Annotated in this window: 23 protein-coding genes; 8 read left to right on the top strand and 15 right to left on the bottom strand. The window is 73.6% G+C overall.

The window, feature by feature from the left end; genetic code table 11:
• Nucleotides 1-24 precede the first annotated feature (24 nt).
• The 4 genes from ACIRPX_RS02710 to ACIRPX_RS02695 all read right to left on the bottom strand — a co-directional run bounded on the left by ACIRPX_RS02710 (nucleotide 25) and on the right by ACIRPX_RS02695 (nucleotide 2,661).
• The gene (locus tag ACIRPX_RS02710; RefSeq protein WP_404187460.1) at nucleotides 25-891 is read right to left on the bottom strand and encodes an ANTAR domain-containing protein; all 867 of its coding nucleotides are present in this window, start codon (nucleotides 889-891) and stop codon (nucleotides 25-27) included.
• Nucleotides 888-1,148 carry a DUF5133 domain-containing protein gene (locus ACIRPX_RS02705; protein WP_404187459.1) on the bottom strand — a complete coding sequence of 87 codons (261 nt, stop codon included), beginning with the start codon at nucleotides 1,146-1,148 and terminating at the stop codon, nucleotides 888-890. The genes ACIRPX_RS02710 and ACIRPX_RS02705 overlap by 4 nt, the downstream gene beginning before the upstream one ends.
• A 31-nt stretch (nucleotides 1,149-1,179) precedes the next feature.
• The gene (locus ACIRPX_RS02700) at nucleotides 1,180-2,034 is read right to left on the bottom strand and encodes a SigB/SigF/SigG family RNA polymerase sigma factor (protein WP_404187458.1); all 855 of its coding nucleotides are present in this window, start codon (nucleotides 2,032-2,034) and stop codon (nucleotides 1,180-1,182) included.
• A gap of 183 nt (nucleotides 2,035-2,217) precedes the next feature.
• Nucleotides 2,218-2,661: an ATP-binding protein gene (locus ACIRPX_RS02695; protein WP_404187457.1), complete on the bottom strand. Its 444-nt coding sequence runs from the start codon at nucleotides 2,659-2,661 to the stop codon at nucleotides 2,218-2,220.
• A gap of 260 nt (nucleotides 2,662-2,921) precedes the next feature.
• Between ACIRPX_RS02695 and ACIRPX_RS02690 the strand changes: the two genes are divergently transcribed.
• Nucleotides 2,922-3,143: a hypothetical protein gene (locus tag ACIRPX_RS02690; RefSeq protein ID WP_404187456.1), complete on the top strand. Its 222-nt coding sequence runs from the start codon at nucleotides 2,922-2,924 to the stop codon at nucleotides 3,141-3,143.
• A 289-nt stretch (nucleotides 3,144-3,432) separates the two neighbouring features.
• Nucleotides 3,433-3,885 carry a cyclic nucleotide-binding domain-containing protein gene (locus tag ACIRPX_RS02685; RefSeq protein ID WP_404187455.1) on the top strand — a complete coding sequence of 151 codons (453 nt, stop codon included), beginning with the start codon at nucleotides 3,433-3,435 and terminating at the stop codon, nucleotides 3,883-3,885.
• A gap of 5 nt (nucleotides 3,886-3,890) precedes the next feature.
• On the opposite strand, the gene ACIRPX_RS02680 is transcribed toward ACIRPX_RS02685, so the two are convergent.
• Entirely contained in the window at nucleotides 3,891-5,189 is a 1,299-nt protein-coding gene (locus ACIRPX_RS02680) for an MFS transporter (RefSeq protein ID WP_404187454.1), read from the bottom strand.
• Between the two features lie 108 nt (nucleotides 5,190-5,297).
• Nucleotides 5,298-5,915, bottom strand: a complete 618-nt coding sequence (locus ACIRPX_RS02675; protein ID WP_404187453.1) for a LysE/ArgO family amino acid transporter — start codon at nucleotides 5,913-5,915, stop codon at nucleotides 5,298-5,300.
• A gap of 66 nt (nucleotides 5,916-5,981) precedes the next feature.
• Between ACIRPX_RS02675 and ACIRPX_RS02670 the strand changes: the two genes are divergently transcribed.
• Nucleotides 5,982-6,887: a LysR family transcriptional regulator ArgP gene (locus ACIRPX_RS02670; protein WP_404187452.1), complete on the top strand. Its 906-nt coding sequence runs from the start codon at nucleotides 5,982-5,984 to the stop codon at nucleotides 6,885-6,887.
• Nucleotides 6,888-7,039: 152 nt separating this feature from the next.
• Here ACIRPX_RS02670 and ACIRPX_RS02665 read toward each other — a convergent pair whose 3' ends face one another.
• Nucleotides 7,040-7,744 carry a TetR/AcrR family transcriptional regulator gene (locus ACIRPX_RS02665; RefSeq protein WP_404187451.1) on the bottom strand — a complete coding sequence of 235 codons (705 nt, stop codon included), beginning with the start codon at nucleotides 7,742-7,744 and terminating at the stop codon, nucleotides 7,040-7,042.
• A 108-nt stretch (nucleotides 7,745-7,852) separates the two neighbouring features.
• Between ACIRPX_RS02665 and ACIRPX_RS02660 the strand changes: the two genes are divergently transcribed.
• The gene (locus ACIRPX_RS02660) at nucleotides 7,853-9,067 is read left to right on the top strand and encodes a saccharopine dehydrogenase family protein (RefSeq protein WP_404187450.1); all 1,215 of its coding nucleotides are present in this window, start codon (nucleotides 7,853-7,855) and stop codon (nucleotides 9,065-9,067) included.
• Between the two features lie 117 nt (nucleotides 9,068-9,184).
• On the top strand, nucleotides 9,185-9,433 hold the full coding sequence (locus ACIRPX_RS02655) for a WhiB family transcriptional regulator (protein ID WP_404187449.1): 249 nt from the start codon (nucleotides 9,185-9,187) through the stop codon (nucleotides 9,431-9,433).
• A 24-nt stretch (nucleotides 9,434-9,457) separates the two neighbouring features.
• Here the strand turns inward: ACIRPX_RS02655 and ACIRPX_RS02650 are convergent, their stop codons facing one another.
• From ACIRPX_RS02650 to ACIRPX_RS02640, 3 genes are read right to left on the bottom strand one after another with little or no spacing between them, the layout of a single operon-like run.
• The gene (locus ACIRPX_RS02650; RefSeq protein ID WP_404187448.1) at nucleotides 9,458-11,284 is read right to left on the bottom strand and encodes a sensor histidine kinase; all 1,827 of its coding nucleotides are present in this window, start codon (nucleotides 11,282-11,284) and stop codon (nucleotides 9,458-9,460) included.
• The gene (locus ACIRPX_RS02645; RefSeq protein ID WP_404187447.1) at nucleotides 11,281-11,988 is read right to left on the bottom strand and encodes a response regulator transcription factor; all 708 of its coding nucleotides are present in this window, start codon (nucleotides 11,986-11,988) and stop codon (nucleotides 11,281-11,283) included. Before ACIRPX_RS02645 ends, ACIRPX_RS02650 begins: the two co-directional genes overlap by 4 nt.
• Before the next feature lie 18 nt (nucleotides 11,989-12,006).
• A complete protein-coding gene (locus ACIRPX_RS02640; RefSeq protein ID WP_404187446.1) occupies nucleotides 12,007-12,768 on the bottom strand; it encodes a L,D-transpeptidase family protein in 762 nt (253 codons plus the stop codon).
• 249 nt (nucleotides 12,769-13,017) lie between these two features.
• Between ACIRPX_RS02640 and ACIRPX_RS02635 the strand changes: the two genes are divergently transcribed.
• On the top strand, nucleotides 13,018-13,377 hold the full coding sequence (locus ACIRPX_RS02635; protein WP_404187445.1) for a DUF488 domain-containing protein: 360 nt from the start codon (nucleotides 13,018-13,020) through the stop codon (nucleotides 13,375-13,377).
• On the opposite strand, the gene ACIRPX_RS02630 is transcribed toward ACIRPX_RS02635, so the two are convergent.
• The 5 genes from ACIRPX_RS02630 to ACIRPX_RS02610 form a co-directional block, all read right to left on the bottom strand.
• Nucleotides 13,332-15,206, bottom strand: coding sequence for a GMC family oxidoreductase N-terminal domain-containing protein (locus ACIRPX_RS02630; RefSeq protein WP_404187444.1), 1,875 nt, complete (start codon nucleotides 15,204-15,206; stop codon nucleotides 13,332-13,334). The two genes, ACIRPX_RS02635 and ACIRPX_RS02630, sit on opposite strands and share 46 nt — an antisense overlap.
• Nucleotides 15,203-16,585 (bottom strand): hypothetical protein, encoded by a 1,383-nt coding sequence (locus ACIRPX_RS02625; RefSeq protein WP_404187443.1) that lies wholly within the window; start codon nucleotides 16,583-16,585, stop codon nucleotides 15,203-15,205. The genes ACIRPX_RS02630 and ACIRPX_RS02625 overlap by 4 nt, the downstream gene beginning before the upstream one ends.
• Nucleotides 16,582-17,268, bottom strand: coding sequence for a FadR/GntR family transcriptional regulator (locus ACIRPX_RS02620; protein WP_404187442.1), 687 nt, complete (start codon nucleotides 17,266-17,268; stop codon nucleotides 16,582-16,584). The genes ACIRPX_RS02625 and ACIRPX_RS02620 overlap by 4 nt, the downstream gene beginning before the upstream one ends.
• 159 nt (nucleotides 17,269-17,427) lie before the next feature.
• On the bottom strand, nucleotides 17,428-19,098 hold the full coding sequence (locus ACIRPX_RS02615) for an FAD-binding dehydrogenase (protein ID WP_404187441.1): 1,671 nt from the start codon (nucleotides 19,096-19,098) through the stop codon (nucleotides 17,428-17,430).
• A 17-nt stretch (nucleotides 19,099-19,115) separates the two neighbouring features.
• Nucleotides 19,116-19,754 (bottom strand): TetR/AcrR family transcriptional regulator, encoded by a 639-nt coding sequence (locus ACIRPX_RS02610; RefSeq protein ID WP_404187440.1) that lies wholly within the window; start codon nucleotides 19,752-19,754, stop codon nucleotides 19,116-19,118.
• 116 nt (nucleotides 19,755-19,870) lie between these two features.
• On the opposite strand from ACIRPX_RS02610, the gene ACIRPX_RS02605 reads away from it, so the two are divergent.
• Complete coding sequence (locus tag ACIRPX_RS02605) at nucleotides 19,871-20,497, top strand: alpha-ketoglutarate-dependent dioxygenase AlkB (RefSeq protein WP_404187439.1); 627 nt, start codon at nucleotides 19,871-19,873, stop codon at nucleotides 20,495-20,497.
• A 218-nt stretch (nucleotides 20,498-20,715) separates the two neighbouring features.
• Complete coding sequence (locus ACIRPX_RS02600) at nucleotides 20,716-21,462, top strand: MBL fold metallo-hydrolase (protein WP_404187438.1); 747 nt, start codon at nucleotides 20,716-20,718, stop codon at nucleotides 21,460-21,462.
• The last annotated feature ends 28 nt before the right edge of the window (nucleotides 21,463-21,490 follow it).

Here is a 21,490-nt window from a genome sequence, read left to right as displayed (position 1 = left end):
CCGACCGGGCCGTACGGCACGCTGTCATTGCCTGCGCAACCTTGTGCCCCGCATCCGCCGGCCGACTCCGTGCAGATGTTCCAGCGCGTCGAGCACGACCGTGCCCGCGTGCCACGCGAGCCACCGGCCCCCGTCGGCGCCCACCACGTCCAGGGCCTTGAGCTGGGCCCGGGTCGGTCCGTCGAACGTGCGGTCCAGATGGGCGGAGACCATCCCCACGCACAGGCCCGACGCGGTGGTGAGCGGGACGCTGTGGCAGGCCCTGCTGCCGGCCGCGAGGATCGCCGCCCGGGCCGGCTCCGTGAAGACCGGGTCCGTCTCCACGTCCCGGACGGTGACCTGCGTGACCTGGCGAGCGGCCGGACCGCAGGACGTGCCGGCGTGGCCGACATGGTCGAAGAACTCGACGAAGCCGGGCGGCAGACCGGTGTGCTTCTCCAGCACCAGGCCGCGTCCCGCACGTTCGCTCACCTGGACGTTGCCCATCCCGGTGCCGACCACCGACAGGGTCTGGCTCAGTACGGCGCCCAGGACCCCGCCGCGGTTGCGGGTGTCCGGCTGGTGCGCGGGCTCGAAACGCAGGTCCGGCTCCGGCTGCCGCAGCCGCCGCGGGAACCACAGCGGCTCCCGCGGGTCCGGGCCCGGAAGGCTCACGAGGAAGTCGGCGAGAGTGCGGATCTTGACGTCGAACCGCTGCGAGGCACGCTGCAGCAGCACGAACGCGCTGTCGGCGTCGGCCAGCCGGTAGCGCTCCCGCACGATGCCCTGTGCCTGCGAGATCAGCGGGTGGACGCGGCCCCGGGCGCGCGGGTCGCACACCTCGGCCCGCTGCCTCCGGAGCTCACCGCGCTCCGCCTCCTCGTCCGCCGAGCGGTGCCCCGGCTCGGTCATGGAACCGCGACCTCGGCCGGGCCCGCGGGCACGGCGGGTGCCCCCGCCGTATCGGGCGCGGCCGTCGCCGCGAGCATCCGGTGGGCCGTCCACAGGGCGTGTCCCGCATCGCGCGTCCCGGTGGACACGCACAGCGTGTAGGCGAGGTCCTGTTCCCGTGTGCCCGCCGCGGTGCTGCCCGTCGCCGCGTCCTCGGCGAGTGCCGCCTCGTACTCCTCGACCAGCCTGCGCAGCACCGCGGGATGAGGTGTCAGCATCCTCGGTCACTCCTCGTCGGCTCGTGGCCGCTCACGCCGTGGTGTCCGGACGGCGGGTGGAGCGCTGCCCCATCGCCTCCGCGCGCACCCGGGCGCAGCTGCGGCTGATGAGGCGGGAGACGTGCATCTGGGAGATGCCGAGCTGGTCGGCGATCCGGCTCTGCGTCATGTCCTCGAAGTAGCGCATGTAGAGGATGGCACGCTCGCGCTCGGGCAGGTGGCGCAGTCCCTCCTTGGCGGACTCGCGGTCGATCACGACGTCGAACGAGGAGTCCGAGGAGCCGAGGGTGTCGGCGAGGCTGTAGCCGTCCTCGTCGCCGGAGAGTTCGGCGTCCAGGGACAGGGTGCTGAAGCTCTCCAGCGCCTCCAGGCCGGTGTTCACCTCGTCCTCGGTGAGCCCGGTGTGGGCGGCGATGTCGGCCGGGGTGGGCTCGGGGGTGCCCGGTGTCTGGATGAGGTCCCGGCGGGCCACGCGGACCTTGTTGCGCAGTTCCTGCACCCGGCGGGGCACCCTGAGCGCCCACATCCGGTCCCGGAAGTGCCGCTTGACCTCACCGGTGATGGTGGGGACGGCGTAGCTCTCGAAGGCGCCCCGCGCGGGGTCGAACCGGTCGATCGCCTTGACCAGGCCCAGGGCCGCGACCTGGCGGAGGTCCTCGACGGCCTCCCCGCGGTCGCGGAACCGGCCGGCGATCCGGTGGGCCATGGGCAGCCAGGCCGTGACGAGTTCGCCGCGCACCGCCTCCCGCTCCGGGCCGTCCTCCAGGACGGAGAGGCGGGCGAAGAGGGCCGCCGTGTCGGGTGCGTCGTCGTGGCGCCGTCCCGAGGGGACGGGCGTGCGGGTCTCGTGCGAGCCGGGGGTGCTTGCCGACGTGTCGATGAGCATGCGGAATCGCTCCTGAAGGAGGGTTTCAGGGACATACCGCGGGACGATCGGCGTCCGGACCGAGCGAGGGCCCGGGGAGCCGTATCGCTCCCGCTGGCGCGCCTCCGGTCCGAAGCACGAGACTCCGTATGCCCTCACCCCGCCCGGCCAAACACCGTCGACCGAGACGAGGACGACAGGCCCTCAGCCGAAGGGGACCACCGCGGTGATGCACTTGCCGCCCGCGGGCAGTGCGAGGACGCGGACATCACGGGCCAGCCGGCACACGATGGGCCAGCCGTGGCCGCCGATGCTCTGGCGTCGTCGCAGGTCCGCGGCGTTCCTCGCCACAGGCTGCCGGTCACTGCGGTCGCACACCGAGACGCTCACGTTCGAGTCGGCGACGTCGACGCGGAAGTCCGTGACGCCGCCGCCGTGCAGGATCGCGTTGGTCGTCAGCTCCGAGGCCACGAGCAGCGCGTCGCCGAGGGCGTCCGCATCGCAGGGGGTGTGCATGGTCCGGCAGAGTTCGGCGACCGCTCGCTCGACGGCCTGCCGCGCGTCGGCGGGTTTGCAGGACCGGGGCGGGGCGGTCCGCTGCGCGCCCGGCCGCTCGTGGACGGATGGGGTCCCCTGCTCCTCGCACATCGCCTGGCTCCCTGGTCGGTGAAGCTCCGGCGTCCACGTGCGGGGGGAGGGAAGCCGGATCGGTCATGCCCGCGGCCGCCGTGTCCGGGCGATGCCTCGCCGGCACGGCCGCCCCGCCCCGTTGCGCGGCGGCACTGCCGTCCGCCGCGTGAGCGCCGCGGGCCTCCGTGTAACGGCTCACCTGCCCCGGCTCCCCCAAACCTCCGGCCCGGACGGGAAGGCCGAGCCATCTCGTGGCGCATCGCGGGTACGCGGAACGTATGAGCGATGTCGTGGACTCGGACGAGTTGCTGAGGCGCATCCGGCGCGCACGCGCCTGTGCACAGCAGGAGGAGGAGACGTGGCGGGAGCGTGGGGAGGGCCTGCGCGCGACCGACCCGGAGGCGGCTCGCGAGGCCGGCGTGCGGACACTCGCCTACGAGGCGGTCCTGCGGGTGCTGGACGAGATCCTGCACCCGGGCGAGCGCGCCGCGCCGGGCTGACGGCGGCAGGCCCCCGAAGTGAATCAGGTCACTTGACCCGCTTCCGGTTACGCGAAAGACCCATGGATGGTTTAGCGTTCATCCATACGTGGTGACGGAGTCGACCGTACCGTCCTCCGCCGCCACCGCTTACGGCCCTGGCTGGTCTCCCCCGTCCAGCCAGGGCTTTTTCATGTCTCCGGGTTTTTTGCGGGAAGTGCCGTACGCCAAGGTGCCCAGGGCGGCCGCAGCGGCTGAAATGGGCGTAGGGAAAGCAGCGCATCCGAACCTCGGCGAGGAGCCCCGCGTCATGACGAAAGCGACGAAACTGCTGACCGCCCTGCCCCCTCCGCAGCGCCAGAGCCTGATGACGCTCGCGCGGGAGGTCTCCTTCCCGGAGGACACCCGGATCTTCGAGGCGGGCGGCACGGCCGACCGCTTCTGGGTCATCCGCTCCGGCGCGGTCACGCTCGACCAACGGGTCAACTCGCTGCAACGGGTGACCGTGGCGAGCCTCGGCGCGGGCGATCTCCTCGGCTGGTCGTGGCTGTTCCCGCCGCACGAGTGGGACTTCGGCGCGGAGGCCTTCAGCCCGGTCCGGGCCTACGAGTTCGACGCGGCGGCGGTGCTGCGGCTGTGCGAGGAGGACACCCCACTCGGCCTGTCCCTGGTGCGCGGCGTCGCGGAGATCCTCGCGTACCGCCTGGAGATGACCCGCGGCAAGCTGATGGAGAACGCCGGCCGGGGGCGCGGCACGCTGTAGGGGCGTCAGATCCGGTACCGGCGCAGGGCCGGGACCGCCGCCGCCAGGGCCAGCATCACGGCGACCACCAGGATGCCGCCGCCCGCCACCGCCGTACCGGGGCCGAAGGCGGCGCCGGCCGTGCCGTGCAGGACGTCGGCGAGACGCGGGCCGCCCGCGACGACGACGGTGAAGACGCCCTGCATACGGCCGCGCATCTCGTCCGTGGCGGCGGAGAGCAGGATCGCGCCGCGGAAGACCATGGAGACCATGTCGGCGAGGCCGGCCAGGGCCAGGAAGGCCGCCGCGATCCACAGGTTTCCGCTCAGACCGAAGCCGGTGATCGCCACGCCCCAGGCGACGACCGCGCCGATCACCATCCAGCCGTGCCTGCGGGCCCGGGAGAAGGTGCCGGAGAACAGACCGCCGAGGACCGCGCCGATGGGGATGGACGCGAACAGCAGGCCGAGCGCGAACCCCTCGCCGTAGGACCCGAAGGTCTGCGCGGCGAGCTGCGGGAACAGGGCGCGGGGCATGCCGAGGACCATGGCAACGATGTCGGCGAGGAACGACAGCAGCAGCACCTTGTGCAGGGAGATGTAGCGGAAGCCCTCCACGATCTCGCGGACGCCGGCGCGGCGCGCGGCGCCGCCCGCGAGGGGCGGCAGGGCGGGCAGCCGGTGGACGGCCCAGACCGTGACGCACAGGGCGAGCGCGTCGATCAGGTACAGCTCCGGCAGGCCGATGACCGGTATCAGCACGCCGGCCAGCAGCGGTCCGACCACCTGGCCGGTCTGCATGACGGTCGAGCCGAGGGCGTTCGCGGCGGGCAGCTGGCCCTCGGGCACCAGGCGGGCGATGGAGGCCGTGCGGGCGGGCGCGTTGAGACCCCAGAACGCCTGCTGCATCGCCAGCAGGACCATCAGCGCGGCCACCGACTCCAGGCCGGTGATCGCCTGGACCCAGAACAGCAGCGAGGTGACGGCGATGCCGGTGTTGGTGATCAGCAGCAGCTTGCGCCGGTCCATGCTGTCGGCGACCGCGCCGCCCCACAGCGCAAAGACGATCAGCGGCACCAGCCCGGCGAGGCTCGCCGCGCCGACCCAGGCCGAGGAGCCCGTGATGTCGTAGATCTGCTTGGGCACGGCGACCGCGGTGAGCTGGCTGCCGACGGCCGTGACGATCGTCGAGGACCACAGCCGGCGGTAGGCCGGGATGCTCAGCGGCCGGGTGTCCATGGCCCAGCGGCGCCACCCGCTCCGGGACGGGCCGGCCGCGACGGGCTCCGGTGCCTGCGGTGGCGTGCTGCTCTCGCTGGTGTCCACGACCGTCCTGGTTGCTTGCTACATCTACAGGGTTTCGGCGTCCACTATGGCAGCACCGCCGGGAAGGCCGGTACGGGCCCGGGCGGTCCGCGCGGCTCGCGCCGCGGCTCACGCCCGGACGGCGAGCAGCGTGCCGAGCGTGATCATCGTCGCCGCCACCAGCCCGTCCAGCACGCGCCAGGCCGCCGGCTTCGCGAGGAAGCGGCCCAGCGCCCGCCCGCCGAAGCCCAGGGCCGCGAACCAGCAGAGGCTGGCGAGCGCGGCACCGAGGCCGAACGTCCAGCGCAGCGGGCCCCGGTGGGCGGCGACCGACCCCAGCAGGAACACGGTGTCGAGGTAGACGTGGGGGTTGAGCCAGGTCAGCGCCAGGCAGGTGAGAACGGCCCGCCGGCGCGAACCCGCCACCTCGCCCTCCGTGCGCAGGGCGGCGTCGCCCGGCCGCAGCACCCGGCGGGCGGCGAGGACGCCGTAGCAGAGCAGGAAGGCGCCGCCGATCCAGCCGACGGCGGTGAGCGCCTGCGGGTACGCGACCACGACCGCGCCGACCCCGCCGACGCCGAGCGCGATGAGCACGGCGTCCGACAGGGCGCAGATGCCGACCACGGCGAGGACCGCGTCGCGGCGGATGCCCTGGCGCAGGACGAAGGCGTTCTGGGCACCGATGGCGACGATCAGTGAGAGACCGGTGCCGAAGCCGGCGGCGGCGGTGGTCAGGGCGTTCATCATGCCGATGACGCTAAGCGCCCGCCCTTGCCGCGTACAGCTAAAGATTCTTACGTATCCTTAGCTCTCGTGAAGTCTGAACTGACGGAGCTGCCCCTGGACCAGGTGCGGACCCTGCTCGCGGTGGTGGACGAGGGCACGTTCGACGCGGCGGCCGCGGCGCTGCACGTGACGCCGTCGGCGGTCAGCCAGCGGGTCAAGGCGCTGGAGCAGCGCACGGGCCGGGTGCTGCTGATGCGCACCAAGCCCGTGCGGGCCACCGAGTCGGGCGAGGTCGTCGTGCGCTTCGCCCGCCAGCTGGCGCGGCTGGAGCGGGACGCGCGCGCCGAGCTCGGCATGAGCGGCGCCGGGGAGGCGACCCGGGTGTCGATCGCGGTGAACGCCGACTCCCTCGCCACCTGGTTCCTCCCGGCGCTGACGCGCGTCAGCCAGGAGCCGCGCCTCTGTTTCGAGCTGCGCCGCGAGGACGAGACCCGTACGGCGAGCCTGCTGCGGGAAGGGCTGGTGATGGCCGCCGTCACCTCACTGCCCGAGCCGGTCACGGGCTGCTCCGTGCGGGCGCTGGGAAGAATGCGCTACGTCCCTGTCGCCCGTCCCGACTTCGCGCGCGAGCACCTCGACGGACCGCTGCGGGAGGTGCTCACCACGGCGCCCACCGTGGGCTTCGACCGCAGTGACGATCTCCAGGACGCCTTCGTACGACGGCTGCGGCACGACCGCGTCGGCGCGAGCCGGGAGCGGCACCTCGTGCCGACCTCGGAGGGCTTCGCGCAGTCCGTCGCGGCGGGTCTGGGCTGGGGCCTGGTGCCCGAGGTGCAGGCCGCACCCCTGCTGGAGTCCGGCCGCGTGGTCCTGCTCGCGCCGGACCTGAGGCTGGACGTGCCCCTGTACTGGCAGCAGTGGAAGCTCGACTCCCCCGCGCTGGCCGTGGTCGCGGAGGCGGTGCTGTCGGCGGCGGCCCAGTCCCTGGAGTAACCCGCCGACGAAACCGCCACACCGCCCCGCCCCCGGACGAACGGACGACGGCCCCGGACCGCGGGACCGCGGGACCGCCAAGCGGCCAGTGCCACCGGACCACCGGACCACCGGACCGCCAAGCCACCAGACCTCCAGACCGGTCGGACGCGTCAGGGGGAGGGGTTCAGTCGCGCCGCCGCGCTGTCCAGGAGCATGTCCAGGGCCGTGGGGTAGGCGCTTGCGGTCATGCGGGCCGCCAGCAGCGGGGCCGCCTCGGCGATGCGGGGGTGGGTGGTGCGGGGCAGGCGGGCGTAGGTGGAGCTCCACATGTCCTCGTCCGCGTGCAGCGCCGCGCTCGGCAGGGCCAGCGAGGCGGCGTCCAGGGCGGCGAACGCCAGGGTCTGGTCGATGAACGCGTGGTAGATGCGGACCGTGTCCGGCAGCGGGAAGCCCGCCGAGCGCAGCACCTCCAGGACCGCCTCGTCGGCGGCGAGTTCGTTGGCGCGGCCGGTGACCCGGCTCGTGGTCAGCACGGCCGCCTGCGGGTGGGCGACGTAGGCGGCGTGGATGCGCAGACCGACGGAGCGCAGATCCGCGCGCCACTCCCCCGTCGGGCGCCAGCCGTCGAGGGCCTGGCCGATGAGCGCGTCGCCGATGGCGAGGGTGAGGTCGTCCATGCCGCGGAAGTAGCGGTAGAGCGTGCTGGGATCGGCGTCCAGGGCGAGGCCGAGGCGGCGCGCGGTCAGGCCCGCGCTGCCGTGCTCGCGCAGCATGCGCAGCGCGGTCCGCACGATCAGGTCCTCCGACAGCACCGTCCCGCTCTTCGTGGGCCGCCGCCTGCGCCGCTTCTCCTCGGGCACCACCGCTTTGGGCACGACACACCTCCCCGTCTTATGCCAACGCCATTGACCTTACGTGACCCCGCCGCGTTGTATCTGCGCCGGGGCCCCTCGTCACCGATCCTCAGATCAGGGAGATCTGTCATGCGTGTACTGCTCGTGGGTGCCGGCGGCGTCGGCACCGCCATCACCCGGATCGCCGCCCGGCGGCCGTTCTTCGACGCGATGGTGGTCGCCGACTACGACCCGGCACGCGCCACGGCGGCGGTCGCCGCCGTCGACGACGGCCGTTTCGGCGCCGAGCGCGTCGACGCCGGCGACGAGGCCGCGGTGGCGGAGCTGCTGCGCCGGCACGCGTGCGACGTGCTGCTCAACGCCACCGACCCGCGCTTCGTGATGCCGCTGTTCCGCGCGGCCCGCAGCGCCGGCGCCACCTATCTCGACATGGCGATGTCGCTGTCCCGCCCGCACCCCGAGCAGCCGTACGGCACCTGCGGGGTCAAGCTCGGCGACGAGCAGTTCGCGCTGGCCGGGGAGTGGGAGAAGGCGGGGGCGCTGGCCCTGGTCGGCATGGGCGTCGAGCCGGGTCTGTCGGACGTCTTCGCCCGGTACGCCGCCGACGAGCTCTTCGACGAGATCGAGGAGATCGGCGTCCGCGACGGTGCCGACCTCACCGTCGACGGCTACGACTTCGCCCCGTCCTTCAGCATCTGGACCACCATCGAGGAGTGCCTGAACCCGCCCGTGGTCTACGAGGCCGGACGCGGCTGGTTCACCACCGAGCCGTTCAGCGAGCCGGAGGTGTTCGACTTCCCGGAGGGCATCGGCCCCGTCGAGTGCGTGAACGTCGAGCACGAGGAGGTGCTGCTCGTGCCGCGCTGGGTGAAGGCGGACCGGGTGACGTTCAAGTACGGCCTGGGACGGGAGTTCATCGAGACCCTCAAGACGCTGCACCTGCTGGGCCTGGACCGCACCGAGCCGGTGACCGTGCCTAGCGCCGCGGGCGCGGTGCGGGTGTCGCCCCGCGACGTCGTGGCCGCGTGTCTGCCCGACCCGGCGACCCTGGGCGAGCGGATGCACGGCAAGACCTGTGCGGGCACCTGGGTGCGCGGCGTCAAGGACGGGGCCCCGCGCGAGGTGTACCTCTACCACGTGGTCGACAACCAGTGGTCCATGGCGGAGTACGGCAGCCAGGCGGTGGTGTGGCAGACCGCCGTCAATCCGGTCGTCGCCCTGGAGCTCGTCGCCTCCGGCGCCTGGTCCGGGTCCGGCGTGCTCGGCCCGGAGGCATTGCCGGCGCGTCCGTTCCTGGACCTGCTGACCGAGTACGGCTCGCCCTGGGGTATCCGCGAGCAGTGACGAGCCCGGCCGGCGGGCTTGTCGAACTCCATTGTTTCACTCACGCATCGACAGGTGACCCGCAATCGAGTAAGCCATCCGCGAGGGCACGTACGAATTCGATCGCAGGTGACATTGATGGACGACTGGCGAGAGCACGCCGCGTGCCGCAGCGAGGACCCCGACCTCTTCTTCCCGATCGGCACCTCGGGCCCGTCCCTGATGCAGACCGAGCAGGCGAAGGCGGTGTGCAAGCGCTGCCCGGTCCGGGAGGAGTGTCTGCGCTGGGCGCTGGACACCGCGGAGTGCGTGGGCGTCTGGGGCGGCACGAGTGAGCTGGAACGGCGCGCGCTGCGGCGGAGGCAGCGCGCGTCGGCGCGCACCTGACGCCCCGGACCCGGGCGCGAGGGCTCAGCCCTCCGGTTCCGGGGCGCCGGGCATGCGCAGCGTGAACACGGCACCGGCACCGGGTTCGCCGGCCGCGACGGCGGTGCCGCCGTGCGCGGCGATCAGATGACGGACGATCGGCAGGCCGAGCCCGCTGCCACCGGTGCGGCGGCTGCGGGACTTCTCGGCCCGCCAGAACCGTTCGAAGACGTGCGGCAGGTCCTCCCGCGCGATACCGCACCCGGTGTCCGCGACCGTGAAGACGACGTCGTCGCCGTCGCGGCGGGCCGCCAGGGTGACGGTGCCGCCGGCGGGTGTGTGCCGCAGCGCGTTGGAGACCAGGTTGCCGAGCGCCTGCCGCATGCGCACCGGATCGGCGTCCAGCCACAGCGTGCCCTCGTCCTCGGTCCGTACGGTGACGCCGGCCGTGTCGGCGGCGACCCGGTGGGCGGCGGCCACCTGGTCCAGCAGGTCCTCGGCACGCACCGGCTCGCGGTGCAGATGCAGGGTGCCCGCGTCGGCGGCCGCCAGGTCCTGCAGGTCGTCTATGACGCGCTGGAGCAGCAGCGCCTCCTCGTGCAGCGAGGCGAGCAGCGCGGCGTCCGGTTCGACCACGCCGTCCCGGGTGACCTCCAGCCAGCCGCGGATGTTGGTGAGCGGGCTGCGCAGTTCGTGCGCGATGTCGCTGACCATGGCCTTGCGCTGGGACTCCAGGCGCTCGCGCCGCTCGGTCAGGCCGTTGAACGCCTCGGCCAGGATGCCGGTCTCGTCCCGTGTGGTCACCGGCACCCGCACATGCATGTCAGGGGGCTGCTGGGCGGCTTCGGTGAGCGCCCGCAGGGGGCGCACCAGCCGGGTGGCGACGACGGCCGTGACGACGACGGTCACGGCGAGGACCAGTCCGGCGGCGCCGACGATCTTCGCCTTGTTGGCCGGGGACATGTCGAAGCGGGGCGGGGCGGTCTCGTCGCCGCCGAGGTAGAGCTCGGCCACGGGGGCGACGTACGGGTCGAGTTGCGCGCGCAGCGCGTCGTCCGCGCAGTTCTGGGCGGCCTTCATCGCCGAGGGGTCGCCCATCTTGGCGTACTTGCCGATGACGTATCTGCTCGACGCGACCGGGCCGTTGGGGTTGAGCATGAGATACAGCGGCCCGTCGGAGCCGAGGCCCTCGCGGTCCAGGCAGCTGCGGGCACGGGTGGTGAGGGCTTCCAGCGCCTCGGTCTCGGTGCGGGTGGGGGTGCCGAGTTCGCCGTAGCCGCACTCCTCGGGCAGGTAGTCGGGGGCGGTGGTCCCGTCCTGGTTGAGGATGACGGGGCGGCCGCTCGGCGTCTTCTCGATCTTGGTGTCGATGCGGAACCGGGTGTAGCAGGACCGCTGCTTCTCGGCGATCGCGTCGAGCCGGTCGCGTTCACGGGCGGTGAGCCGGTACGGGCCCACGGCGCGTGGGTCGATGCCGGTGACCTGCGCGCCGGACTCGCTGTAGGTGTCGCTGTGCAGGGGGTCGACGGTCGCCGCCGCGCCGAGCGGGAGGGCGGTGCCCTTGCGGGCCGAGTCGGCGATCGGGGTGCGGTCGGTGGTCGTCAGCGCGATGCGCCGGCCGGTCCGCGCGGCCAGGGTGCGGACCAGGGGCTGCACGCCGTTCCACCGGGGGTGCGTGGCCGCGTAGCCGCTGAGCTCGGCGAGGATCTTCATGTCGTCGGCGAGGTCCTGCCCCTGTTCCTCGCGCAGGGCGCGGGTGGTGGTCTCCACCGCCAGCCAGGCCGTCGCCGCCACGGAGCACACCGCGATGAGGACCGACGCGATCAGCAGCCGCACCAGCAGCCGCTTGCGCAGGGGGATACGGCGTTTCACGGCCGGCCGCCGCTGAGCTTGTAGCCGACGCCGAACACGGTCAGCAGCCGCACCGGGCGCCGCGGATCGGCCTCGATCTTGCGGCGCAGGTTCATGATGTGCACGTCGACGGCGCGCTCGGTGGAGGACCGGTCGAAGCCGCGGGTGCACTGCAGCAACTGCCGCCGGGTGAAGACCCGTTCGGGCTCGGCCGCCATGGCGAGCAGGATCTGGAACTCGGCCGGTGTGCACTCCACCGGGGCGTCGTCGCAGCGCACCTCGTGCCGTTCCGGGTCGACGGCCAGTCCGGCCGCCCGCACGACCGGGTCCTCCCGTACGCCGACGGCCCGGCCGCTGCGCCGCAGCACCGTGCGGATGCGGGCCATCAGCTCGCGCGGGCTGTACGGCTTGGTCATGTAGTCGTCGGCGCCGAGCTCCAGACCGAGCAGGACGTCGTCCTCGTCCGAGCGCGCGGTCAGCATCAGCACGGGGATGTCGCCGTCGGGCCGGTCGGCGCCGCGCAGGACCCGGCACACGCCGAACCCGTCCACGAGGGGCAGCATCAGGTCGAGGACCACGAGATCGGGTCTCAGCCTGCGGGCCGCGTCCAGCGCGGCCGCCCCGTCGTGGACCACCGTGGCCGTGTGTCCCTCCGCCAGCAGCGAGCGGCGTATGAGTTCGGCCTGCATCTCGTCGTCCTCGGCGACCAGCACATGTGCGCACACGCGGCGGATCCTAAGCGGTCAGCGGGCCAGGGACGGAGCGTCGCCCATGACGACGACGGGGTGGAGGCGCGGGTCGAGCGTGCGCAGCAGTTCCTTCATGTGCTGCTCGGAGATGCTCACGCAGCCGTGCGTGGGGCCGCCGTGGTCGACGTGGAACCATATGCCGCCGCCGCGCTTCGGTCCCAGGGGGCGGGTCCAGTCGAGGGGCGAGGTGCCCGGCTTGCGGTTGTAGTCGATCGCGACGACGTAGTCGAAGGAGCCCGCGAGCGGTTCGCCCTCGAATCCGGTGCCGGGCGAGGTGAAACGGCCGGAGTGGTGGTACGGGAGCCGGGAGCCGGGATCGGGCAGGAGGCCACCGGCGTCGGTGAGGCCGAAGACGCCGACGGGCGAGCGCAGGTCGCTGCCCACGTGGTGCGCGGACCAGCCCTTGAGCGCGTTGTGCGCGGGCCAGGCGGCGCCGGCCTGCCAGCCCTCCTCGGTGCGCCGGTACAGGGTGACGGTGGACAGCGGGGAGTTCTTGCCACGGCCGGACACCAGGACCGCCTGGCGGGCGTCGGCGGGGATCCCGGCCAGCGTCTTCGGCCCCAGGCCGGGCAGGTCCCGCGCCGCGCCCTGGGCGGACATCTCGGGCGAGGCGGACACCGGCGGGCTCGCGGCCGGTGCGCTCGACGCCGGCCCGGCGGCGGGTCCGTGGCCCGGCGACGCCGCGGCCCCGCCGCCGCATCCCGTCAGGAGCAGGGAGGCGGCGAGCAGGGCGGCAGGGGGTCTATTCATGATCACGGATCGACTCTGGACGACACATGTGAGGAACTTGTCAGGTTTGAGGCGCTGTTCGACTGCCCGGATCGCAGGTCCACGTGGTGACGGGCGAGTTGAGCCCGTCACCGGTACGGCCGGGGCACGCGGGGCGCCCCTGTGCAGGTGCCCGCGCACCCCCGGGCCACTCCTCTTTCGGCCCACCGCGCACCGCGTCGCCCGACGGCACCGCCTTACGCTCGACAGCACCTGTCACCGCGGAAAGGACCGGTCATGACCGTGCGTGTGCGGCGTGTGTACGAATCACCCGAGGCGGACGACGGGGTCCGGGTCCTCGTCGACCGGCTGTGGCCGCGCGGACTGTCCAAGGACGCGGCCCGCGTGGACGAATGGCCCAAGGCCCTCACCCCGTCGGCCGGGCTGCGCCGCTGGTACCACGCGGGCGAGGGGTCCTACGAGGAGTTCGCCGAGCGGTACGAGGCGGAGCTGGAGGCCCCGGAGGCGGCCGGGCTCCTCGACCGCGTCCGGGAGCTGGCCGCCAAGGGGACCGTGACGCTGCTGACCGGCTCCAAGGCGCCGGACACCAGTCACGCGGCCGTGCTCGCGCGCCTGCTCGAAGTGGGTTCGAGGTAGTTCTCGGTGACCGCAAGCGCGGCCGCCATGACGGTGAGCTGGGGGTTGACCTCGGGACCGCCCGGCAGCACGGACGCGTCGGCCACCAGGACTCCCCCGGCACCCCGCAGCAGACCCCCGGCATCGGCCGGTGCCCGCAGCGGATCGCCGCCCGCGGCGACGGTACCGGCCGGGTGGAAGGCCGACAGGTGCAGATCGCGCGGGGTGATCCGGGCGGTGAGGGCGTCGAGTTCGCCGGGGGTCCGGGCCCGTGGCGCGCGCGGGACGCCGGTGAGGACCTCCCGGGCGCCGGCGGCGAACAGGAGGCGTCCCATGGCCCGTACGGCTTCCCGCAGCCGGTCACCGTCGCGGGGGTCCAGGCGGTAGCGGACGAGGGTGCGGTCGCGGCCCAGTACCCGGCCCGAGGGCCGGTCGGCGATCATGGCTCCGAGGACCGCGAGCCGGTCGGCCCCCTCCAGTTCACGGCGCAGGCCGCGGCCGAGTCCGGGCAGGACGAAGCTGCTCATGCCGGGCGGACCGGCGGTCGCCTCGATCAGAATGCCGCGGTCGTGCAGTTCCTCCACACCGGCGCTCTGCAGCACGCCCCGCCAGGACGTCACCGGTTCGTCGAAGCGGCCCGCGACGCTGGTGGCGGGGTGCACGCTGAGGTTGCGGCCCAGACGGGGGTGGCCGCCGAGGCCGGAGCGGCGCAGCAGCTGCGGGGTCTGCAGGGCGCCCGCGGCCGTGACGACGAGCGGGCTGAGGATCTCCAGCTCGCTGCCGTCCGCCCGGCGCGCCAGCACACCGGCCGCCCGCGGCGGGCCCGGACGGTCGCGGTCGAGCAGGATCCGCAGGGCCCGGGCGCCGGTGACGATGCGTGCCCCCTCGGCACAGGCCTCGGGCAGGACGGAGAGCTGCACGCTCTGCTTGGCGCCGGTCGGGCAGCCGACCACACATTGGCACGATCCCCTGCAGCCCGGCGCGTTGCGCCGGAGGGGACCGGCCCGCCAGCCGAGCCGCTCGGCACCGGCCAGGGCGAGCAGGCCGTTGCCGCCGAGGACGTCGAGCGGCTGGGTGGCGACGCGCAGCGTGCGTTCGATCTCGTCGAGCCGGGCGGGGAATCCGTCGGCCAGGTCGAAGCCGTGGCGGCTGCTCCAGCGGTCGAGGACGTGGTCCGGAGTGCGGTAGCAGGTACCGGAGTTGATGACGGTGGTGCCGCCGACGGCCCGCCCGACCGGCAGCAGGAGGGGCGGGTTGCCCAGGGCGGCGGTCGCGCCGCCGTCGCGGTACAGGTCGGTGAAGCGGTCCAGCGGTGCGCGCCGGCCGAAGGAGGCGGTGGTGTGGTGCTCCCCCTCCTCCAGGACCACGACGGTGAGTCCGGCGCGTGCGAGGGTGCGTGCGGCCACCGCTCCCCCGGCGCCGGAGCCGACGACGACGGCGTCGGCCGTGGCACGGTCGGGCCACTCGGCGGCGGGCGTGCAGTCCAGCGGCGGGTCCTCGGGGGCCCGTGGCGCCCGCGGGACGGGCGTCCGCTCGGTGGCGGCGGCGAGCAGCACGGGCACCTTGAGGAGGTCGAGTGCCGGTACGAGGGCGGGGCGCGCCGCGAGCGAACCCAGCACCGTCTCACGCTCGTCCGGGGTGAGGCGGGCCAGCGGGCGCCCGCTGTGCAGGACGGCGTACGCGTCCACCGCGGTGGCGGCGGCCCGTACTCCCGCCCGCAGGGGCGCGGGCAGTGCCGACAGGAAGCGGTCGAGCGTGCCGGGCACCCGTGTGAGCCACTCCTCGTCCCCGGCGTCGGCCAGCAGTGCGGCCACCAGTCCGGGTGCGGTCACCGGTCGGGGTGCGGTCACCGGTCCCCCACCTCCGCGTGGGCGGTGCCCTGCAGTGTCCACGAGGCCTCGCTGCGCCAGCGGCCCCACCAGCGCTCCAGCAGGACGGTCGCGTCGGCGCTCTCGCTGTTGCGGCACACCGCCGCGGCGCCGTCCGGGTCGCGGTAGTCCAGGGCGAGCGTGCGTTCCGCGGGCTGGGTGACCTCGACCCGGATCCGCCGCAGCGGCGTGCGGCCGGTCACCGTCCACACGGGCAGTCCGATCCGGGCCCGGAACCGTCCGGCCCCGAGCAGGCCCACGGCCGAGCGCTCGGCACGCCGGGGCCATTCGCGGCCCCGGTACCGCAGCCGCAGGAAGACCAGCGGGGGCAGGCGCCGCAGCACGGGCCGTGTCGACACCGCGGCGATCACCTCCAGGACGTCGCCGTCGCCGAGGTCCGCGTGCAGCCAGGCCCAGCGGCGGGCGTTGCCATGGCCGTGGATGCGGGCGGAGGCACCGGGGGCGGCGCGCAGGGTCAGGGTGTTCCTGCCGTCGCCGAAGGTTCCGTCGTAGGTGGCCCGGGCGGCCGGGAGCATGTGCGCGGCGGGCAGCAGGGGGCGCCGCCAGGACCAGCGGGGGAAGGTGAACAGCGGCGTGGACAGGGGCTGTTCGGTGAGGTCCCAGTCGAAGTCGCCGGCCTTTCCGGTCAGCCGTCCCGCGGCCGCGTCGACACCGGCGGCCGAGAATCCGTGGACGGGCCCGTGCCAGGGCGCGGGTCCGAAGCGCACATGGCGGACCTCCCCCTCCTGCGGGAAGACGGCGGCCCAGCCGTGGGCCACGGGGGCGGATCCGTCGCTGGGCGTGACCAGTTCGTGGTGCAGCCAGATGCCGGTGCGGGTCGCGGGGTCGGTGAGGGTCGTGTACCAGACCTCGGTGCGCCCGGGGGTGCCGTCCCAGCGCGGCACGGCGTACGCGGCGGGGTCCTCGCGGCGCGGAAAGCGGAAGCTGAGCAGGAAGGGTGCCAGGCCGGTCGTGACGGGGAAGCGGAGGGTGCCCTGTCCGGCCCGCGCGCCGTTCTCGCACAGCGTGAACGGCAGCACGGTCATCGACGTCACCGGATGGCGCGGGGTCACCGACTTCCAGCCGTCCAGGGTGAGGTGACGGCCGCCGGCGGTGAAGGCCAGCCGGTAGCGGATACGGCGGCGGGCGAGCGGTGAGATCTCCAGCTCGCCCGTGGCGCCCTGGTCGTCGGCGAGTCCGAGGAGACGGACCCGGCCGTCGATCCGGGCCCGGGTGGTGCGATGCGGCCGCAGCACCTCGTCGGAGCGCGCCCGCAGGTCGAGGCGGATCCGGCGGACCCGGTCGTCGCCGTCGAGCCGGACCGTACCGAGCATGGTCTCCGTGAACGCCGTGCCCCTCATGCCGGTCCCGCCAGCATGATCTTCTCGGTGTCGCGCAGATAGGCGTCGGCGGCGGCGTGCGCCCGGCGGCCGTCGCCGGACGTCACGGCCTCCACGACCGGCGCGAGCCGCCGGTGGGCGGCCTCGGCATCGGTGAACGGGCCGCGCAGGGCGGCCCGCACGGGGAGATAGGCGTTGAAGAGCGTGTTGGTCAGCAGCACGTAGACACGGTTGCCGGTCGCCCGGGCGAGGGCGCGGTGCACCTCGACGTCGGCGAGCTGCACGGCGTCCGCGCCGTCCGCCTCCCGTACGGCCCGCAGGAGGCGGCCCAGCTCGGCATGGTGCCCGGGGGTGGCCCGCACCGCGGCCCGCTCGGCCATCAACGCGCCGATGGAGCGCCGCACTTCGAAGATCTCCCGGACCCATGTCGCGTCGTGCCGGACGAGCATCGGCAGGAGGTCGGCGCCGCCCAGCCGGGCGTAGTCGCGCACCTTGGTGCCGACGCCGTGCCGGGTCTCCAGGAGGCCGGCCTGGACGAGGCGGCCGAAGGCGTGCTTGAGGGTGGTGCGGGTGACGCCGTATCCGTCGGCCAGCCGGCGTTCCGGGGGCAGGTAACTGCCCGCCGGATGGCGTCCGTCGAGGATGTCGTCGCGCAGCCTGGCTTCGAGGACGTCCACGATCGTCTCGCGGGGCAGTGCCTCCACGGATGCCTCCTGAGGGAGTGGATGAGTGGCTGAGCCACTGAACCAGCGGACCTCGCCGGCCGTCAACCCCCGTGCGATGGCGGACTGTTGGCACGGCAACGCCGCGGGGGCGGCCGGTGCGGTGTCCCGGCCGCCCCCGCGGCGTGCCCGGCCTGTGGGTCAGGCGGTCTGCCGTGCCGCCGCCCGGCCGGCCGCCCGGCCCGAGAAGAGGCAGCCGCCGAGGAAGGAGCCCTCCAGCGCGTTGTAGCCGTGGACACCGCCGCCGCCGAAGCCGGCGACCTCGCCCGCCGCGTAGAGCCCGTCGATCGGGTCGCCGTCGCCGCCCAGGGCGCGGGAGTCGAGGTCGGTCTGGATGCCGCCGAGGGTCTTGCGGGTGAGGATGTTGAGCTTGACGCCGATGAGGGGGCCCGCCGCCGGGTCGAGGATGCGGTGCGGGGCGGCGACGCGGCCGAGGCGGTCGCCGATGTAGCGGCGCGCGTTGCGGATGCCCTGGATCTGGGAGTCCTTGGAGTACGGGTTGGCCATCTGCAGGTCGCGGGCCTCGATCTGGCGGCGCAGGACGGCCGCGTCGAGGAGCGGTTTGTCCGTCAGCTCGTTCATCCGCGTGACCAGTTGCTCCAGGGTGGGCGCGGTCACGAAGTCGGCGCCCTTGCGCAGGAAGGCGTCGACCGGGCCCGGGGCGCCCTTGCCGAGGCGGTTCTTCAGCACCGCGGCCTTGTCCTTGGCGGTGATGTCCGGGTTCTGCTCGGAGCCCGACAGCGCGAACTCCTTCTCGACGATCTTCTGGGTGAGGATGAACCAGGAGTGGTCGTAGCCGGCGATGTCCTCGGTGGTCCGCAGGTACTTGAGGGTGTTGAGGGTGTCGTAGCCCGGCAGGCAGGGGTCGGGCAGCCGGCGGCCCAGGGCGTCGAACCACAGCGAGGACGGGCCGGGCAGGATGCGGATGCCGTGGCCCGGCCAGATCGGGTCCCAGTTGCGCAGGCCCTCGGTGTAGTGCCACATGCGGTCGCGGTTGACCAGCCGTACGCCCGCCTCGGCGCTGATGTCGAGCATGCGGCCGTCGACGTACGCGGGGACGCCGGTGACCATCTCGGTGGGCGCGGCGCCCAGGCGCTCGGGCCAGTAGCGGCGGACGATGTCGTGGTTGGCGCCGATGCCGCCGGTGGTGACGACGACGGCCTGGGCGGTGAGCTCGAACTCCCCCACGGCGTCACGGTTGGAGGCGACACCTCGGGCGGAGGTGTCGTCGGCGAGGAGCGTGCCGCGCACCCCGCGCGCGGCACCGCCCTCGATGACGAGTTCGTCGACCTGGTGGCGGTGGTGGAAGGTCAGCAGCCCGTCGCGGGCGGCCTTCCTGGCGTGGTCCACGAACGGCTCGACGACTCCGGTGCCGGTGCCCCAGGCGACGTGGAAGCGGGGCACCGAATTGCCGTGCCCGCCGGCCCTGAGGTCGCCGCGCTCGGCCCAGCCGACCGTCGGCAGCAGCTTGATGCCGTGCCCGTCCAGCCAGGACCGCTTCTCCCCCGTCGCCCACTCGACGTAGGCGCGCGCCCAGCGCACCGCCCAGGAGTCCTCGTCGTCCGTGCGGTCGAAGCGGGCGCTGCCCTGCCAGTCGTTCCAGGCCAGGTCGAAGGAGTCCTTGATGCCCAGGCGCCGCTGCTCCGGGGTGTCGACGAGGAAGAGGCCGCCGAAGGACCAGAACGCCTGGCCGCCGAGGTTGGCGGCGTTCTCCTGGTCGACGAGCGCGACCCGCCGGCCCCGGCTGGTGATCTCGTGCGCGGCGACCAGGCCCGCGAGGCCGGCTCCGACGACGATGACGTCCGCATCCATGGCGACCGTTCCTTCTCTCAGTGAGGGTCTGGTGGGGAGGAGCTGCCGTCGGTCAGCAGCGCCGTGAGCAGTTGTTTGAGCCAGGCACGGGCGCCGTCGACGTCCTTGTCCAGCAGCAGTTGGGTGGTGACGCCGTCGTAGGCGGCGACCACGGCGTGGGCCGCGCCGTCGACGTCCCCGAGCACGGCGGGCAGCGCGCCGAACCCGCGCGCCCGGCCCAGCCGCCGGGCGATCGCCGCACGCAGCCGCGCCCGGTGCTCCAGCAGTGTCGCGGCGACCCGCTCGTCGCGGGCGGCGTGCACCAGGAAGTCGGTCTTCACCAGGAGCCAGTCCAGGTCGAGGAGCAGCACCTCGGTGACGCGGTCGACGGCGGCGGGCACGTCGAGGTCGGGACCGTCCTGGGCGAGGGCGCCCGCGACCTGCTCCGCGATCAGATCGGCGCGCTGCCGGTAGAGGGCGAAGAACAGCTCGTCGAGGCTGTCGAAGTTCGAGTAGAAGGCGCCCCTGCTGTAGCCGGCGGCGACGCAGACCTCCTCGATCGAGACCCGCCCGAAGCCCTTGGCGGCGAACACGGCGAAGGCGGCGTCGAGCAGGTTGCCCCGGGTGCGGACCCGGCGTCGCGTCACACGCCGTTCCGTTCCTTCCTCCACCGCCACGGCCGCTCCTTCGTTCGATACACGAATGTATCCGATACGGCGATGTATCGACAGTGCCCGACGAACCCGTCGCACAGATGGGAACAGATTTTCGAATAGGGGAGTACGCTGGTCCCATGACCACGCACCTCCAGGGCTCGCTCTTCGACCAGACCGACCGGCTGCGGCTCGCCTCCCTCGGCGGGATCCGCCGGACGCGGCTCGGCCTCGGTGCCTGGATCGACGTCCTGCCCGGGTGGCTCGGCGGCTCGGACGGCCTGTTCGAGCAGTTGGCGGCCGAGGTGCCGTGGCGTGCGGAGCGGCGCACGATGTACGACCAGGTCGTCGACGTGCCCCGGCTGCTGGCGTTCTACGGGGCGGGTGACGTCCTGCCGCACCCCGTACTGGACGAGGCCCGCTCCGCGCTCAGCGCGCACTACGCCCGCGAACTGGGCGAACCTTTCACCACCGCCGGGCTCTGCTACTACCGCGACGGACGCGACAGCGTCGCCTGGCACGGTGACCGGATCGGGCGGGGCGCCCGCGAGGACACGATGGTCGCGATCGTCTCCGTGGGCACACCCCGCGATCTGCTGCTGCGCCCGGTACGGGGCGGCGGGAGCGTGCGGCGCCCGCTGGGGCACGGCGACCTGATCGTGATGGGCGGCTCCTGCCAGCGGACCTGGGAGCACTGCGTACCGAAGACCACGCGCGCCGCGGGACCACGCATCAGCGTCCAGTTCCGCCCGCACGGCGTGCAGTGAGGCGGAGAGGCGGCCGCTTCGGCTGCGCGCAGGGGGCTGCCTCCGGCGGACGGTGCCGGAGGCAGCCCTTCCCGCTGCCCGCCGTGCCGCGCGCCGGCCTGCCGTCCGAACGGCGCTCCTGAGCCCGCACATTGGCCCGGACCCGCCGCTTCCGGCGCGGCCCGGGTCTGCTTTGCTGGTGCCGTCGGGCAGGGACCACATCACCACGCGGGGACAACATGCGGGCAAACGTGCGGCAAGTCGCCGACAGCATCCACCTGGTGCACGGCAGCAACACCAACTGGGTGATCCTCACCGAGGGGAACGAGATCACCCTCATCGACACCGGCTACCCCGGCGACCGCGAGCAACTGCTGGCCTCCCTGGAGGCGGTGGGCGGTGCGCCGGAAGCGGTCGCGGCGGTGCTGATCACGCACGCGCACAACGACCACCTCGGCTCGGCCGAGTTCCTGCGCTGCACCTACGGCACGCCCGTCTACCTCCACCAGGCCGAAGTACCGCACGCGCGGCGGGAGTTCCTGCACCAGGTGACCGTCGGGCAGGTGCTGAGGAACAGCTGGCGGCCCGGTGTGCTGCCCTGGTCGGTGCACGCCCTGCGCTCCGGCGGCACCGCCCATGTCCCGGTCGCCGCGCCGGAGCCCTTCCTCACCACGGGCCCGCTCGACCTGCCGGGCAGGCCCGTGCCGGTGCACACCCCCGGCCACACCGACGGGCACGCGGCCTTCCATCTGCCGGACGCCGGGGTGCTGGTCTCGGGCGACGCCCTGGTCAGCGGCCACCCCACCTCACGGATCGAGGGACCGCAGCTGCTGCCCGACATGTTCCATCACGCACGCGCCCGCGCCGTGGCCTCGCTGGACGTCCTGGCCGCGCTGGACGGTGATCTCCTGCTGCCCGGGCACGGCCCGGCGTACCGCGGTCCGGTCGGTGAGGCGGCACTTCAGGCCAAGGAGCGTGCCCTTTAGGGTGAGGTGACGATCACCGCGAGGGCAA

Source organism: Streptomyces sp. NPDC101225 (genome assembly GCF_044767585.1).
Lineage (GTDB): Bacteria > Actinomycetota > Actinomycetes > Streptomycetales > Streptomycetaceae > Streptomyces.
This window is presented reverse-complemented; position numbering and strand designations above follow the sequence as displayed.